Here is a 14,053-nt window from a genome sequence, read left to right as displayed (position 1 = left end):
CAACCTGGATGTAATCAAAATATGTCATAAAATTACAACATGATGAATAGAATCATGAGAAAAAGAGGGCTTAAAACGTCAAAAAGTCACTGAAATACAAGACTGAGGACAGCATAACCATATATAATACAGTATGATATGTAAGTGTAATAATTTGTATGCATATTCAATAGTGAAGCTTAACATCGGGATAAGACAAACTCTCAAAATCTCCTAATCCAGGGATTATGTATTAAAAATATTACGTTGTTTAAGGGATTATGACGGGAGGCATAATCTAATAATAAGTGAAAGTATATAAAATAAGGTGCATATAATAGAAAAAAGTGTGTATTATTGAGAACAGACTAAAAACATCATATATCTGAATACTATTTTGGGGGCATGAACACCCTCCCCATTTGGTCAAAGGATGTAACACTCAGTTCTAGGGGCTCCCTGAAGCCTGTCGATTACTTAATGGACGCTAGCCACTACTTTTAGATCCAACTGCTTCAGATTGCCACGAGGGGATTGTATCTCTTCCTGGAGAAGTTATGTCCTTCTGGAAGAGCCTCCACCGTCCATCAGGTATCAAATATCACAAAGGACATACAGGAGTAAATTTATTAGGTAGCCACAGTATGGCGCTATTCACGGATTTGAGAAAATCTTACTACATGTGAAATAGTGGAAGGATCACTATTCGAGATATTGAAGGGAGCAGCAGGTATGATGACATCCTTGTTCACTGTATTCATATTGGTGGTTGTTTAAATGGGAGGAGCGTCAAGAGCTATGGTCTCAGTGGTCATCGATGTTATGCAGAACTTAGAAGGCAAAGCCTAAGAATGAGAGTTGTCCAAATTGAAAGCGGGGTAAAGCTAATTTCTGAGTGTTAGGGTCCAGGCGACAGCAAGCGTGTCTTCATCAGAGATTAAATTCATGCTGACATTTAAGATTTTGTTAATGTTCCCTACTCGCTCTGTAAAAAGAAGATCTGATATCCTGCTATCAACAGGGTTATGAGTAACTGAATCATCAGTAACCCACAGGAGTGTATTGTTAGCAAGTTTGAGATGATAAATGGTGGAATCCGCATCAACCGCCCTGAGGATGGTTCCTGAGGTACTGGTAGTATTAGATGCTTCAGCCGTGGAATCCGCATAAATGCGCATGGAATCGCTTACTGTGGATGTGAGTTTTGTGCGGACATACCGATCAATAATGACCTGATCGTATCCCAAGCCAACGCGAGTGTTTGTATCTGTTAACTGTTGACGACTCATTACAATAACGGATCCAAACCCAAGGACCAAAATTGCACTGGCAACCATTGCTGATGTCAGCTCAACGAGAGAAAAACCTCGATTGTTGCGGGAGCGCATGTTCATCAATAAGTCCAGCCGCGTTCTTCAGAGAAGCTGCAGCTTAAACTATCAGTGATGTTGTTGGTTCTAAACCAGGCAAATTTTATGGTTACATCGTAGTAATCGGGTAGGGAGGTGTCAGCGGGCCAATATCCATCAGAACTATCATCAACTGAAGTGACGATAGTAGTACGGTATCCCTGAATACCGTTAAGTATCAGGGATACCGAAGTCTCAGGTAGACTATCTTGAAGAGAATCGTAACCAAGGTCTATGGCTTTTTCCATACGGGAGGCCATATTGGCCCAGGCTAGTTGAGCTCTGATTCCCTTTTCCACTTCCCAGCGACTCAATGTAAAGTACTGCATAGTACCAAGGACAATGATTGCTAAGAGCGTAGCAGAGACCATAACCTCAACGAGGGTATAACCTTGATTATTCATCAGTTTCAAAAAACCTAGTTTACCATAAATAAACTAGTCGTACTATTCAATACCACCGGCTAAAGTACCTGACTGATCAAGTGTACGATCAGATTCCAGGATCGATCCAGCTGCACAAGTGACAGTGAAGGAATCACCGGATGCATACCCATAATAGGTATATGAAGCATCGGCGAAGTACTTACCGTTGAGCTCACCAGTATTGATGTCGTTCCAGGCTGCACCAACGATTGTGGTGCCAGAAGCGGCAACAGGATATGCTCCATTTTCGCCATAGTACACACGAAGCTGTGTTCTGATACTTCCGAGAGCTGCATCAGCTTCACTCATTTTAGCTTTCATTACGTTGTTGCTATAGATTGGCACTGCAACAGCTGCCAATACACCGATGATCACAATAACGATCATCAGTTCGACTAGTGAAAAACCACTATTTCTTTTCATTTTTAATATCCTCCTCTAAGGACTTTTTTTTTACGTTTGTTCAGCGAATCGCATTTTAGTGTTTTTGATAAATACAATCGCGTCATGGTCTTATTTAAGTTCAAAGGTTGTGCCAACACGAAGCTTATGCCATAAGTGCATAATAAACATATATATAAAAAAATGTAACATAAATATGCTAATTGATTATATGTAACAATTACAAAGAGCGATTCCACTAAGATGTCTTAAAATTAGAACAACAACCCCCCTATTCCAAGAGGTATTCCCTATATTTTAATCAGGAAAAACCTTACGACGTATATCAGTTATATTTGTAAAATTATAAAATACAGTACTATATGTACACTGTAATATTCTGCTAACAATAGATTCTTGAATGGCATAGTTGCCTTTTGTAAGTGGTTGAATTGCCAGCAACTTCTTGTGAAATGTAGCATTATTATGACGAAATTATGATGCTTCACTTCTCTGAGATTTAACCGTCAAACCCTTGCTGGCAAACAATTAATCAAATAAGTCTCACTAGGTTTACGTAAAAAATATCACAAAAACAAAAGTATTTTATAAAAATGTTTTATGACGTGAATGGCTTAATGATACCAGGCAATCGGAGTAGTCTATCGAATTGCTAAAAGTAGTACCGGATGAGGGGAATATTGTGTGGATCAGATAGGGGGTTTAATGGATGGCAGAACTCATCTGGAAGATGGGTAGATAGAGCGTCACAATAATGATACTAATGACAACACCTAGACCACCCATAATGATTGGTTCAATGGTTTTAGATAGCTTATCCACGGCAGTGTTGAAATCAGCTTCATGAAACTCGGAAATCTTTTCAAGCATAATGGCCAAAGCACCAGATTTCTCCCCAACTGTTATCATGGAACTAACCATGATGGGAAAGACATCCGTATATTTTGCTAGTTGTCCACCCATACTACGGCCATGGGTGACCTGCAAGGCGACATGCTCAGTGATTTCTTTGATGTATTCATTGTCCGAGGTGTTTCCGGCAATTTTTAGTGCATTCACAATTGAAACTTCAGCTCGGATCAATACTGAAAGCGTCTTAGCAAATCTGGAAACCATAGATTTGTGTATAATGTGACCAGCCACGGGTAATTTGAAGACATGCTTATCAAGGAAGTACTTTCCCTTCGGTGATACTGCGAACGCCTTAAAGCCTATCCAAAGTCCACCAATCAGAATTGCTTCTATGATAAGATTATTCCGGAGAAAAGTACTTAAATCGATCATTATCTGTGTGGACATGGGTAACTCGGCACCAAAACTTGCAAATATATCAGCGAATTTGGGCATGAGTCCAAACATCACTCCCATGAGAACAACAGCGAAAAACATTCCAATAAATTTTGGATAACTGGTAGCAGAGCTAAGACGCTTACGCACGTCATCTTCTTTTTCTATATACACTGCAATCTGTGTCAGAATCTTGTCCAACCCGCCACCCATTTCTGCAGCTGTGACCAAAGAAATGACAAAGGGTGGAAATATGTGTTTATGCTCAGCGAGCGCATCTGAAAAGGGGTGACCAGACTTTACAAATACCAAAATCTCGCCAATAGCCTTTTGAAAGTGTTTATCTTCAAACTGTAATTGAATAATTGAAATGGCATCCACCAATTGGATACCTGCATCAAGCAAAGTTGATAATTCACGAAAAAATATAACTTGTAGGGATGGATCAATTTTTGGTGGGCTGAGATTGATCTCACTGAGCTTCCATTCTCGCTTTTTCTTACGAACTGGTTCTACGCTTACGGGTTTGAGACCCATACGACGTAACTCAGCACTAACTTCTTCGCGAGTGAAACCACCCAGAGTACCCTCAGTACGCTTGCCTTTAAGATCAACTGCGATGTATCGAAAATTACCCATCAAGCAACCCTAATGACTTCCTCTAGAGTAGTCAAACCTTTTCTTGCTCTGATCAATCCTTCCTCAAAGAGTGACAAAGTGCCAGCCTCCTCTGCAGCCTTACGAATCTCCATCTCAGATGCATCATTGATGATGAGCTCTTTAATATTGGGATTCATAAATAATATTTCATGGATTCCCATGCGACCCCAAAAACCTGAACCGGAACACTGTTTGCACCCCTTACCCTTGTAAAAGGTAGATTGCGTTAAGTCAATACCCTGTCGCTCCATAAACATTTTAATATCATCACTTGGCTCTACAGGCTCTCGACAACTGGAGCAGACCCTTCTAACCAATCGCTGAGCAACAATTACTGTTATTGAAGATACGATCAAATACTTGTCTATGCCCATATTAAGTAAACGAATGATGGTCGCAACTGAATTGTTGGTATGCAGGGTACTTAACACCATATGACCGGTAAGGGCTGCTTTAATAGCGATTTCAGCAGTTTCAAGATCTCGAATCTCACCAACCATGACAATATCCGGATCCTGTCGCAGAATCGATCTCAAGGCCGAAGCAAAGGTTAGCCCCACGTTGGGACGAGCCTGTACCTGGTTAATTCCTTCAAGTCTATACTCAACTGGATCCTCCACAGTAATGATATTCAACTGGGGACTATTTACATAATTTAGTACTGAATACAAGGTCGTCGTTTTTCCAGATCCAGTAGGTCCTGTTACCAGGATCATACCATTGGCTGCGTTGGCCTTTTCTTTCAGAAGAATTAGCTTATGTTCCTCGAATCCCAGATCATCAAGGACCAAAGATGTTGATCCTTGATCAAGGATACGCATAACTATCTTTTCGCCGTAAATACCGGGGATGGTTGAGCAACGGACATCAACGCTCCGGCCCATAATCTTAAACTTGACTCGACCATCCTGCGGGATGCGCCTCTCGGCAATATCAAGGTCAGCTAGAATTTTTATTCTGGCAATTACACCAGATTGAAGTCTTCTATTCGCAGGAGGGAACTCACGCAACATTCCATCAATTCTCAAACGAATTCGCAGGTTGTTTTCCTGAGGTTCAATGTGAATATCACTGGCACGTTCCTGAATTGATTGGACTAGCAGGGAGTTGACAAAAACTACAGCAGGCGCATCAGTCGCCTGGGTTCGAAGAATATCAATACTATCTTCATCAACTTCATCTTCCTCTTCCATGTCATCTTCGACCTCAACCAGATCCTGTAATGTGTCTTCGAAGGTGTTTTTATCAGAGAAAATGGAACCAATTGCGAACTCAATCTCATCAGAGTCAGCCCAAACGGTAGCTATATCCTGCTTGATCTTTGAGCGTATAATCTGGACAGCAACCATATCAAGCGGATCAGCCATGGCAATGACAACGGTACCATCATCCTTAACATCAATGGGAACTATTTGATGAAACTGACATACTTCTTCTGAGATTTTGAGAGCAATACCAGTCGCAAAAGAGGCTATACCTTTTAGGCTGGTCATTTTCAGACCAAAGGTACCATATATTTCTGAAATTCCTTCAGCCTGTATTGCACCAAGGCTTGGGGAGGTTTCTTCTTTAACTAGTTCCATCTACTTTCTCAGTTGCTGCGCTTGCAATTAATTAATCATAAGCTACGTAATGTAAACAACATTGAGCGAATGTAAAAAGGGGAATATGTCGCTATTCTAATATGGGCAGTGGTAAAATCGATATAATTATCAGTTTTGTATGCCTAGTTTTTTTAGCTTCAAGTGCAGATGTTGACGACTCAATCCTGCAGTTTGGGCGGCTTTGCTAATATTCAACTCGGTTTGCTGTAGAAGGGCTTGAAAATATATCCTTTCAAACTCTTCCTTAGCTTCAGCATAATTGTCAACCATGTTATTTTGGTTGAGAACCATGCTGCTGCCGCCACTTAAGAGGTGTGTGGGTAAATCCGAAACTGAGATGGAATCACCTTTGCACATTATCATTGCGTTTTCTAACACATTCACCAATTCACGGATATTACCAGGCCAGTCATGGGTGTTGAATATTTGGAATGCCTTTGGGGCAATTCTAGTGACACTCTTTCCCATTGCGCTGGACAGGCGTTTTAAGTGATACTCAATGATCACGGGTAGGTCTTCACGTCTTTCTCGGAGAGGTGGAATCTCAATATGGAACACATTTAATCGAAAATATAAATCTTCCCGAAAACGACCCATCTTCACCAACTCGTCAATATGTTGATTGGTTGCCGCCACTACTCGAAGATTGAGGGGAATTTCAACACTTCCACCCACACGACGAATAGTACTGGTTTCCAAAACACGTAAGAGTTGAATTTGAAACTCTGGTGTAGTCTCGGTGATCTCATCCAGGAAAATAGTTCCATTATGAGATTCTTCAAAAACACCCTTTTTACGTTCATTTGCGCCAGTAAAGGATCCCTTCTCATGACCAAACAGAGTACTCTCTAATAAAGTCCCGGGAATACTGCCACAGTTAATGGGAATAAAGGAACCACGGTTGTTACGACTTTGTTGATGAACCAGACGGGCAGCAACTTCTTTACCTGTACCTGATTCACCAGTGAGCAGAACTGTTGTATTATAATCAGCCACGGTGCTGATCTTTTCAAGAATTTTCTGCATGACTGCAGAATGAGCTTCTATTTCCAGAAAATCAGTGTGTCGCTTCAGCTCTTTCTTTAAAGCAATATTCTCACTACGGATACGCTTTTCAGATAATCCGCGGGAAATTCTAATTTGCAATTGGTTGAGGTCAATGATCGGCTTTGCAAGATAATCATAAGCACCATGCTGGATACATTTAACAACGATATCCGTATCCTGAATAGCACTCACCATAATGACAATAAGTTGAGGATTTGTCTGCTTAAACTGTTCCAACAACTTCAATCCACTAATGCGAGGCATGTTGATATCCAGAACAGCTACATCAAAATCTTCCTTTTCGAATAGTTCGATAGCTTCTTCAGGTTCAGTGGCTGTTGAGATATCATAGCCAAGATCACTTAAGAAGTTCTCAAAAAGATGGGTGATGTCTGGCTCATCATCAACGATGAGCACTCGGGCGTGGTTTTTTTGCATACTGTTCATAATCGCTTCTTACATGTGCATATTTTTAAGTCACTTTTGGTAATCTTCCCATCATTTCTCGAAGGAAGGATTTAATATAGACTAAAAATAGCAATTGTGTATTATAAATACGACAATTGTAACATTTAATTTCCAGGGTGAGATTTGTCATATTTAACATCCTTAACCAATGGGTGTAATGGCCTAAAATATTGTAAAATATTAAGATGACTGTTGTGATAAAAGGGGGTTTGCAGTCAAACAGGTCTCCCACCAACCCAATCCAGTAGGGTCCATAAGATGCTTTAAAGTCGTTTGACTAAGCACGTGATCCAATACGGATTGGATAGCACACCAAAAAGACCTGACAGTACAGTGGTCAAAATGTGCACAAACATTACCAGTCCCCGCATAGTGATCACAGAAGCCTTCACCAAATAATTTTCCACCCAGAACCTCAAATACCTCGCTGAGCAAAATATCTTCGGGTGCTTTGGCCAGGGTATAGCCGCCATCTTTTCCACGACTACTTTCCACAAATCCATTCATGCGCAGAATGCGAACCAGTTTAGCTGTATTGCTGGGAGTGATTTTTTCCGCTTTGCTGATGGTAGATATACTGCTACCGCCCCCCTCAGTCTTGCGACCAATGTGGAGCAAACATCTAATACCGTATTCTTCTTGAGCGCTAAGTTTCATTTTAGAGTAAACCGAGCTGAAGTAAACCAGCCTCACTAATCATATCTTTGTGCCATTGAGGTTCCCAGACAATCTCCACATCGGCGAATTCCAATTCATGAACTTCCTGGAGGATTTGTTGTTTCACCGATACTGGCAAAGAACCAGCAACTGGACAGTTTGGCGCAGTCAGCGTCATCTTTACGTAGGCTTCCAGTTCTTCAGTGACTTTTACATCATAGATCAAACCCAGGTCATAAATGTTGACAGGAATCTCAGGATCATAAATGGTCTTGATGGTAGAGACAATCTTGTCCTCTATTTCTTTTAAATCAATTTCTGGCACATTGTCATTCATATATAGAATCCAATTATTTAGCTATTCAGTTGCGGCTGTTTCATCAGTATCAGTTAGGGCATTCATGAGGGTATGCCAGGAAAGACTGGCACACTTAACTCTGGCGGGGAACTCTTGTACACCGGCAAAAACACCTAATTTCCCCAGACTTTCCAGTGCATCATCATCCAGCCCCTTGCCTATTACCAGATCATGAAAATGTTCGAAATAATGTTGTGCTTCCACGATTGACTTACCCTTAAGGAATTGAGTCATCAGACTGGCTGATGAAGTGGATATTGCACAGCCACTACCCACAAAGGATATGTCTTTTATGATACCGTCCACTACGTAGAGGAAAAGTTCCAACTTATCACCGCACAGGGGATTGTGTCCATTTGCATGATGAGAATGAAGTTCCAGTTTCCTGAAATTGCGGGGATTTTTATTGTGGTCCAGGATGACTTCCTGATACAACTCTCTTAAATCTGACATCAGCCCATGAGTTCCTTCACCTTATTAATGGCCCTTGTAATTTCATCAATCTCATCCACTGTATTGTAAAATGACAGGGAGACACGAGTTGTGGCGGGGATGTCATAGTGCTCCATGACCGGTTGAGTACAGTGGTGACCTGTTCTAACAGCAACACCTTCCATATCCATAATGGTGCCCACATCATGGGGATGAATCCCATCCAGAACAAAAGAGATAATACTGCCCTTATTGGGTGCTTCTCCGATAATCCTCAACCCTTGAATCTCTGAGAACTGCCTGGTCGCATAAACCAAAAGGTCCTGCTCATATTTATCTATGGTTTCAATACCCAGATCGGAAACATAGTTGAGTGCAGTTGCCATTCCGATGGCCCCCTCAATGTTCGGGGTACCGGCTTCAAATTTGTAGGGAATGTCATTGTATTCAGTTTTCTCAAAACTCACACTCAGGATCATATCTCCACCACCCTGATATGGTTTCATGGTGAGCAAATGCTCTTCTTTTGCATAAAGAGCTCCAATCCCAGTAGGACCGTAAATTTTGTGACCTGAAAACACAAAGAAATCACAATCCAGCGCTTGAACATCTATTGACATGTGGGCAATAGATTGAGCCCCATCTACTAACACTGGAATACCCAGAGCATGGGCTTGATCAATGATGAGGGAAACATCGTTAATCGTACCCAGAGAATTTGACATGTGAGTTACGGCAACCAGTTTCACCCTTGGTCCGAGTAAATCAGGCAATGCACTCAAATCCAGTTCACCATTTTCCAGTAGGGGAATGATCTTGAGCTGCGCACCAGTTCTCTCTGCCGTCAACTGCCAGGGAATGATATTGGAGTGATGCTCCATTTCAGAAATCAATATCTCATCATCAGGTTTTAGCAGCGGCTCCAGAAAGCTGCTGGCCACCAGGTTTACCCCTTCCGTTGTCCCACGTACGAATACGATCTCTTCGACCTTACTCGCATTGATAAAGTTTTTTACAGTTTCGCGGGCGCCTTCATACAGCGCAGTGGACTTCTGACTGAGATAGTGCACACCCCTGTGGATATTTGCATAATGATTTGAGTACAAATCTGAAATGGAATCTATGACTTGCTGGGGCTTTTGAGTTGATGCAGCATTGTCAGCATATACCAGAGGTTTACCATAGATTTTGGTCCCAAGGATGGGGAAATCAGAACGAATTTTATTGATGTCAAACACCAGGAGCAACCATCTCATCCAATGAGGCTGCAATTTTGCCCTGGACATAGGCTTGCAGCGAATCAATATTAATTTCCTGTGTAACTTCGGCTGCAAATGCTCTGGTGAGCATGAGGGTGGCATCTTTTTTACCAATTCCCCTGGACTGAAGATAGAATAGGGCATCTGAATCCAACTCACCTACGGTTGCACCGTGGGCACATTTCACATCGTCAGCATAGATTTCAAGTTGAGGTTTTGTGTCAATCCGGGCATCTCTAGAGAGAAGCAGGTTTTTATTGGATTGCTGTGCATCTGTTTGCTGTGCGTGCTTGCGTACCAGCACCAATCCGTTAAACACCCCTCTTGAATGTCCATTTAGAATACCACGGAAATGTTGGTCACTGCTACAATGGGGATGGGCATGATCCAGATAAGTTCTCACATCCAGGTGTTGCTTATCATCACCCAGATAAACCCCCCTTAGCACTGCTTCTGCACCTGGACCGGTAAAGCTTACTTCCAGGTTGGATCGAGTTAGATGTGAACCCAGGAGATATTGGTGTGACCTGAAGGATCCTGATCCACCTACTTTCACTGATGTATTGCAGACATGCTGTGTCTCTGCGTTTTCGAGGCCAATTCTGTAATAGTCAAGACCAGCCCCATCTTCCAATTTAATATAGTTTGCCGGGACCGTGATAACGGCTGCATCACCAGGTGAAGCATATTGCTCAATAACTTTTAGGTGACTATTAATTGCTAATCTGATGATGTTGACTGGATTGGTAAACGTCATCGCGCTGTGAGCCGTACTTATATGAATTATATGTATAGGCGTTTTGCAATCCGCACTTTTATCCACTTCAATGAATAGACCAGCTTGAGATAGCCCAAGTGCGATATGCTGGAAAATATTGTCATCAGTTAGATTGGAATTGAGAATAATGTCTTCTGCCATTTCTAGCGAAGGACCCTCAAGCTGGGATAGATGGGTGATGCTCAATCCAGCATTTTCAAAATCCACTGGATCATCTGAATATTCATCTGAATATTCACCGTTTAAAAAGATGATAGTATGGGCAGTTGGCACAGCATGCTTCAGGCTTGTAACAAATTCAATATCCAATGCCGCGGCAATATCTTTGCCGGGGTTGGAGTTAAGGATGGGGCCGAGAGGGGTGTATCTCCATTCCTCGTCCTTGCGTGTAGGGAAAACACCTCCAGCCAATTTAGAGAGGGAGGGAGACCTCACAGCCTCTGAGAAAACGAAGGATGAATCAGAGTCAACCCGCTGGTTTAGCCACTCTGGAAAATTATTTGTTTGCTGAGCCACTACAGATTCCCCACCTAAACTTTTTCTGATTCTTCAACTAGCCAGTCATAGCCGCGTTCTTCCAGCTCATAAGCCAATTCTTTGGTACCTGATTTGATAATCCTACCATCAGATAAAACATGTACAAAATCAGGAATGATATAATCCAGGAGTCGTTGATAATGGGTGATGACCACGAAGGCGTTGTCAGCGGTACGTAATTTATTAACACCGCCTGCCACGATACGCAAGGCATCGATGTCGAGACCTGAATCAGTTTCGTCCAGGATGGCCAACGTGGGATTTAGTACTGCCATCTGCAAAATCTCGTTCCGCTTCTTCTCGCCACCTGAAAACCCCTGATTCACGGGGCGCTTGAGGAGATCTTCTTTCATTTCCACCAGATTCATTTGCTTTTTGATAAGGCTCAAGAAATCGATGGCATCCAACTCTTCCTCACCCCGGTGTTTGCGGACTTCATTGAGAGCTTTTTTTAAAAATGATGTATTGTTAACTCCGGGAATCTCAATGGGGTACTGGAATGCGAGGAACATTCCCTCACGGGCACGAATTTCAGGTGCCATCTCCAATAAGTCGAGACCCTTGTATTGAGCAGATCCGGCATCAACGCGATATCCTTCTCGACCAGACAGAACATGAGCCAGTGTGCTCTTTCCTGAACCGTTGGGACCCATGATGGCATGGATCTCACCTGGTTTTACCTCAAGGTTTAGCCCTTTTAGAATTGGCTTTTCCTCTACTGAAACTTGTAAATTTTTAATGGATAACATCTATTTCCCCTCTCGCAGAACCGCAAAGTCGCAGAGAATATTTAAGGTATTTCTACTACAAATTATTTGATCATTCATTTTATATCTTCCAAAACTCATCTAACTCATGTAACTCATTTACCCTACCGAGCCTTCAAGACTCACAGACATCAAAGCCTGGGCTTCTACAGCAAATTCCATGGGGAGTTGTTGAAAGACCTCTCTGGCATAACCCGAGACAATCATTCCCACAGCGTCTTCAGTGGAAATTCCCCGCTGATTTAAATAAAAAATTTGATCCTCAGATACTTTTGAGGTGGTGGCTTCGTGTTCAACCTGGGCGCTAGGATTTTCAATCTCCAGATAGGGATACGTATGGGCAGCACACTGATCACCAATAAGCAGGGAGTCACACTGTGAATAGTTGCGAGCATTTTCGGCCTTGGCATTCACCTTCACAAGACCGCGATAGGCATTGTTGCTTTTTCCGGCAGAAATACCCTTGGATATAATCAGGCTACGGGTGTTCTTGCCCAGGTGGATCATCTTTGTGCCTGTATCTGCCTGCTGGTAATTATTGGTCAGGGCCACGGAATAGAATTCACCGACTGAGTTGTCGCCCTTTAACACGCAACTTGGATATTTCCAGGTAATGGCAGAACCCGTTTCAACCTGAGTCCATGATATCTTGGAATTTTTTCCACCACAGAGTCCCCGTTTGGTCACAAAATTAAAGATACCACCAACCCCTTCTTTATTTCCTGCATACCAATTTTGGACAGTCGAGTACTTTATTTCGGCGTCATCCAGAGCAATAAGTTCAACCACAGCAGCGTGCAACTGATTCTCATCGCGCATGGGAGCCGTACAACCCTCAAGATAACTTACATAGCTGCCTTTATCCGCCACGATGAGGGTCCGTTCAAATTGACCCGTCTTGGAGGCATTGATTCTAAAATAACTGGAAAGCTCCATGGGACAGCGTACACCAGGCGGGATGTAGACAAAGCTTCCATCACTAAAAACAGCTGAATTCAGCGTGGCATAAAAATTATCTGTATAGGGGACAACAGTGCCAAGGTACTTCTTGACCAAATCAGGATGATCCTGTATGGCTTCACTGATGGGGCAAAAGATAATGCCCAATTCTCCAAGTTTACCTTTAAAGGTTGTTGCAACAGACACACTATCAATGACTGCATCCACAGCCACACCAGCCAGCAACTCTCGCTCTTCTAAGGGAACACCTAACTTTTCAAAAGTGGCAAGCAGCTCAGGATCGACTTCATCGAGACTCTTTGGGGCTTCTTTTTTCGGAGCGGCATAGTAGTAGAGATCTTCATAATCAACTTCGGAATATTCCAGTTTCGGCCATTTTGGTTCTTTTTGCTTACGCCAGTGCCGGTAGGCTTTTAATCGCCATTCCGTCATAAACTCAGGCTCTTTCTTTTTGGCTGAGATCATCCTGACAATATTTTCGTCAAGACCTTTAGGGAACTCTTCCATTTCAATATCAGTCACAAAACCGTATTTGTAGTCTTGATCAGTAATTTTTTGTATGGTCTGTTGATCATCGCTCATGGCGATATTTTCATCATTTTTTGGGGTCATTTTATTGGTCTCGTCAATCATTTCCTTCCAAGTAAAGCATATTGTACAAAAAAGTCAAGATTAAACGAATTCATCTGTGTACATGTGTAAAAATTGTGTGAAGGCTACCTGCCCAAGAGCAAGTATAGTGAGCTGGAGCCTTGTCAGACCTAATGGATTTTGAAGTTCCCCCGAAAACTGAGTTAAAAAGACACTAAAGTATTGGTGAGTAAAGGCTTGCAGGAATCTGCAAGTGGTGGAGCTTGTTTTTGCAAAAAACGGGGGTACTTCGTGTTGCCATAAAAAGGATAGCGCCCTATCCTATGGTTCTACTAAAAACCGAGTCCTGCAAAGGGCTCCAAGAAAGGGCGCTCATGGATTATAGTAAAATAGCCAGAAGATTGCGAGATAAAGTTACCCGATTTTCGGGGGA

At 42.3% G+C, this 14,053-nt stretch carries 13 protein-coding genes; all 13 read right to left on the bottom strand.

Annotated elements, in window-relative coordinates:
* Positions 1-863: 863 nt before the first annotated feature.
* The 13 genes from ISR87_14365 to sufB all read right to left on the bottom strand — a co-directional run bounded on the left by ISR87_14365 (position 864) and on the right by sufB (position 13,611).
* The gene (locus ISR87_14365; GenBank protein MBL7026623.1) at positions 864-1,373 is read right to left on the bottom strand and encodes a prepilin-type N-terminal cleavage/methylation domain-containing protein; all 510 of its coding nucleotides are present in this window, start codon (positions 1,371-1,373) and stop codon (positions 864-866) included.
* Positions 1,373-1,792 (bottom strand): prepilin-type N-terminal cleavage/methylation domain-containing protein, encoded by a 420-nt coding sequence (locus ISR87_14360; GenBank protein MBL7026622.1) that lies wholly within the window; start codon positions 1,790-1,792, stop codon positions 1,373-1,375. Before ISR87_14360 ends, ISR87_14365 begins: the two co-directional genes overlap by 1 nt.
* A 42-nt stretch (positions 1,793-1,834) precedes the next feature.
* Entirely contained in the window at positions 1,835-2,236 is a 402-nt protein-coding gene (locus tag ISR87_14355; GenBank protein ID MBL7026621.1) for a prepilin-type N-terminal cleavage/methylation domain-containing protein, read from the bottom strand.
* Between the two features lie 681 nt (positions 2,237-2,917).
* Complete coding sequence (locus tag ISR87_14350) at positions 2,918-4,141, bottom strand: type II secretion system F family protein (GenBank protein ID MBL7026620.1); 1,224 nt, start codon at positions 4,139-4,141, stop codon at positions 2,918-2,920.
* On the bottom strand, positions 4,141-5,745 hold the full coding sequence (locus ISR87_14345) for a type II/IV secretion system protein (protein ID MBL7026619.1): 1,605 nt from the start codon (positions 5,743-5,745) through the stop codon (positions 4,141-4,143). The genes ISR87_14350 and ISR87_14345 overlap by 1 nt, the downstream gene beginning before the upstream one ends.
* Positions 5,746-5,874: 129 nt before the next feature.
* Positions 5,875-7,260, bottom strand: coding sequence for a sigma-54-dependent Fis family transcriptional regulator (locus ISR87_14340; GenBank protein MBL7026618.1), 1,386 nt, complete (start codon positions 7,258-7,260; stop codon positions 5,875-5,877).
* A gap of 201 nt (positions 7,261-7,461) precedes the next feature.
* Complete coding sequence (locus tag ISR87_14335; protein MBL7026617.1) at positions 7,462-7,938, bottom strand: Rrf2 family transcriptional regulator; 477 nt, start codon at positions 7,936-7,938, stop codon at positions 7,462-7,464.
* 1 nt (position 7,939) lies between these two features.
* Positions 7,940-8,275, bottom strand: a complete 336-nt coding sequence (locus ISR87_14330; protein ID MBL7026616.1) for a DUF59 domain-containing protein — start codon at positions 8,273-8,275, stop codon at positions 7,940-7,942.
* 21 nt (positions 8,276-8,296) lie between these two features.
* On the bottom strand, positions 8,297-8,749 hold the full coding sequence (locus tag ISR87_14325; protein ID MBL7026615.1) for an SUF system NifU family Fe-S cluster assembly protein: 453 nt from the start codon (positions 8,747-8,749) through the stop codon (positions 8,297-8,299).
* A complete protein-coding gene (locus ISR87_14320) occupies positions 8,749-9,984 on the bottom strand; it encodes a cysteine desulfurase (protein ID MBL7026614.1) in 1,236 nt (411 codons plus the stop codon). The genes ISR87_14325 and ISR87_14320 overlap by 1 nt, the downstream gene beginning before the upstream one ends.
* Complete coding sequence (gene sufD / locus ISR87_14315; protein ID MBL7026613.1) at positions 9,959-11,281, bottom strand: Fe-S cluster assembly protein SufD; 1,323 nt, start codon at positions 11,279-11,281, stop codon at positions 9,959-9,961. The genes ISR87_14320 and sufD overlap by 26 nt, the downstream gene beginning before the upstream one ends.
* Positions 11,282-11,295: 14 nt before the next feature.
* Positions 11,296-12,051, bottom strand: coding sequence for a Fe-S cluster assembly ATPase SufC (gene sufC / locus ISR87_14310; GenBank protein MBL7026612.1), 756 nt, complete (start codon positions 12,049-12,051; stop codon positions 11,296-11,298).
* Between the two features lie 117 nt (positions 12,052-12,168).
* Positions 12,169-13,611, bottom strand: coding sequence for a Fe-S cluster assembly protein SufB (gene sufB, locus ISR87_14305; protein ID MBL7026611.1), 1,443 nt, complete (start codon positions 13,609-13,611; stop codon positions 12,169-12,171).
* Positions 13,612-14,053 lie beyond the last annotated feature (442 nt).

The organism is Candidatus Neomarinimicrobiota bacterium, assembly GCA_016784545.1.
Taxonomy (GTDB): Bacteria; Fidelibacterota; UBA8477; order UBA8477; family JABMPR01; genus JABMPR01.
Note: the sequence above shows the minus strand (reverse complement) of the source record. Positions and strands in the feature narration are given on the sequence as shown.

Coding starts and splice junctions, on each gene's coding strand:
- ISR87_14365 (MBL7026623.1), bottom strand. CDS start 1,373: ATGAACATGCGCTCCCGCAACAATCGAGGTTTTTCTCTCGTTGAGCTG.
- ISR87_14360 (MBL7026622.1), bottom strand. CDS start 1,792: ATGAATAATCAAGGTTATACCCTCGTTGAGGTTATGGTCTCTGCTACG.
- ISR87_14355 (MBL7026621.1), bottom strand. CDS start 2,236: ATGAAAAGAAATAGTGGTTTTTCACTAGTCGAACTGATGATCGTTATT.
- ISR87_14350 (MBL7026620.1), bottom strand. CDS start 4,141: ATGGGTAATTTTCGATACATCGCAGTTGATCTTAAAGGCAAGCGTACT.
- ISR87_14345 (MBL7026619.1), bottom strand. CDS start 5,745: ATGGAACTAGTTAAAGAAGAAACCTCCCCAAGCCTTGGTGCAATACAG.
- ISR87_14340 (MBL7026618.1), bottom strand. CDS start 7,260: ATGAACAGTATGCAAAAAAACCACGCCCGAGTGCTCATCGTTGATGAT.
- ISR87_14335 (MBL7026617.1), bottom strand. CDS start 7,938: ATGAAACTTAGCGCTCAAGAAGAATACGGTATTAGATGTTTGCTCCAC.
- ISR87_14330 (MBL7026616.1), bottom strand. CDS start 8,275: ATGAATGACAATGTGCCAGAAATTGATTTAAAAGAAATAGAGGACAAG.
- ISR87_14325 (MBL7026615.1), bottom strand. CDS start 8,749: ATGTCAGATTTAAGAGAGTTGTATCAGGAAGTCATCCTGGACCACAAT.
- ISR87_14320 (MBL7026614.1), bottom strand. CDS start 9,984: ATGAGATGGTTGCTCCTGGTGTTTGACATCAATAAAATTCGTTCTGAT.
- sufC (MBL7026612.1), bottom strand. CDS start 12,051: ATGTTATCCATTAAAAATTTACAAGTTTCAGTAGAGGAAAAGCCAATT.
- sufB (MBL7026611.1), bottom strand. CDS start 13,611: ATGAGCGATGATCAACAGACCATACAAAAAATTACTGATCAAGACTAC.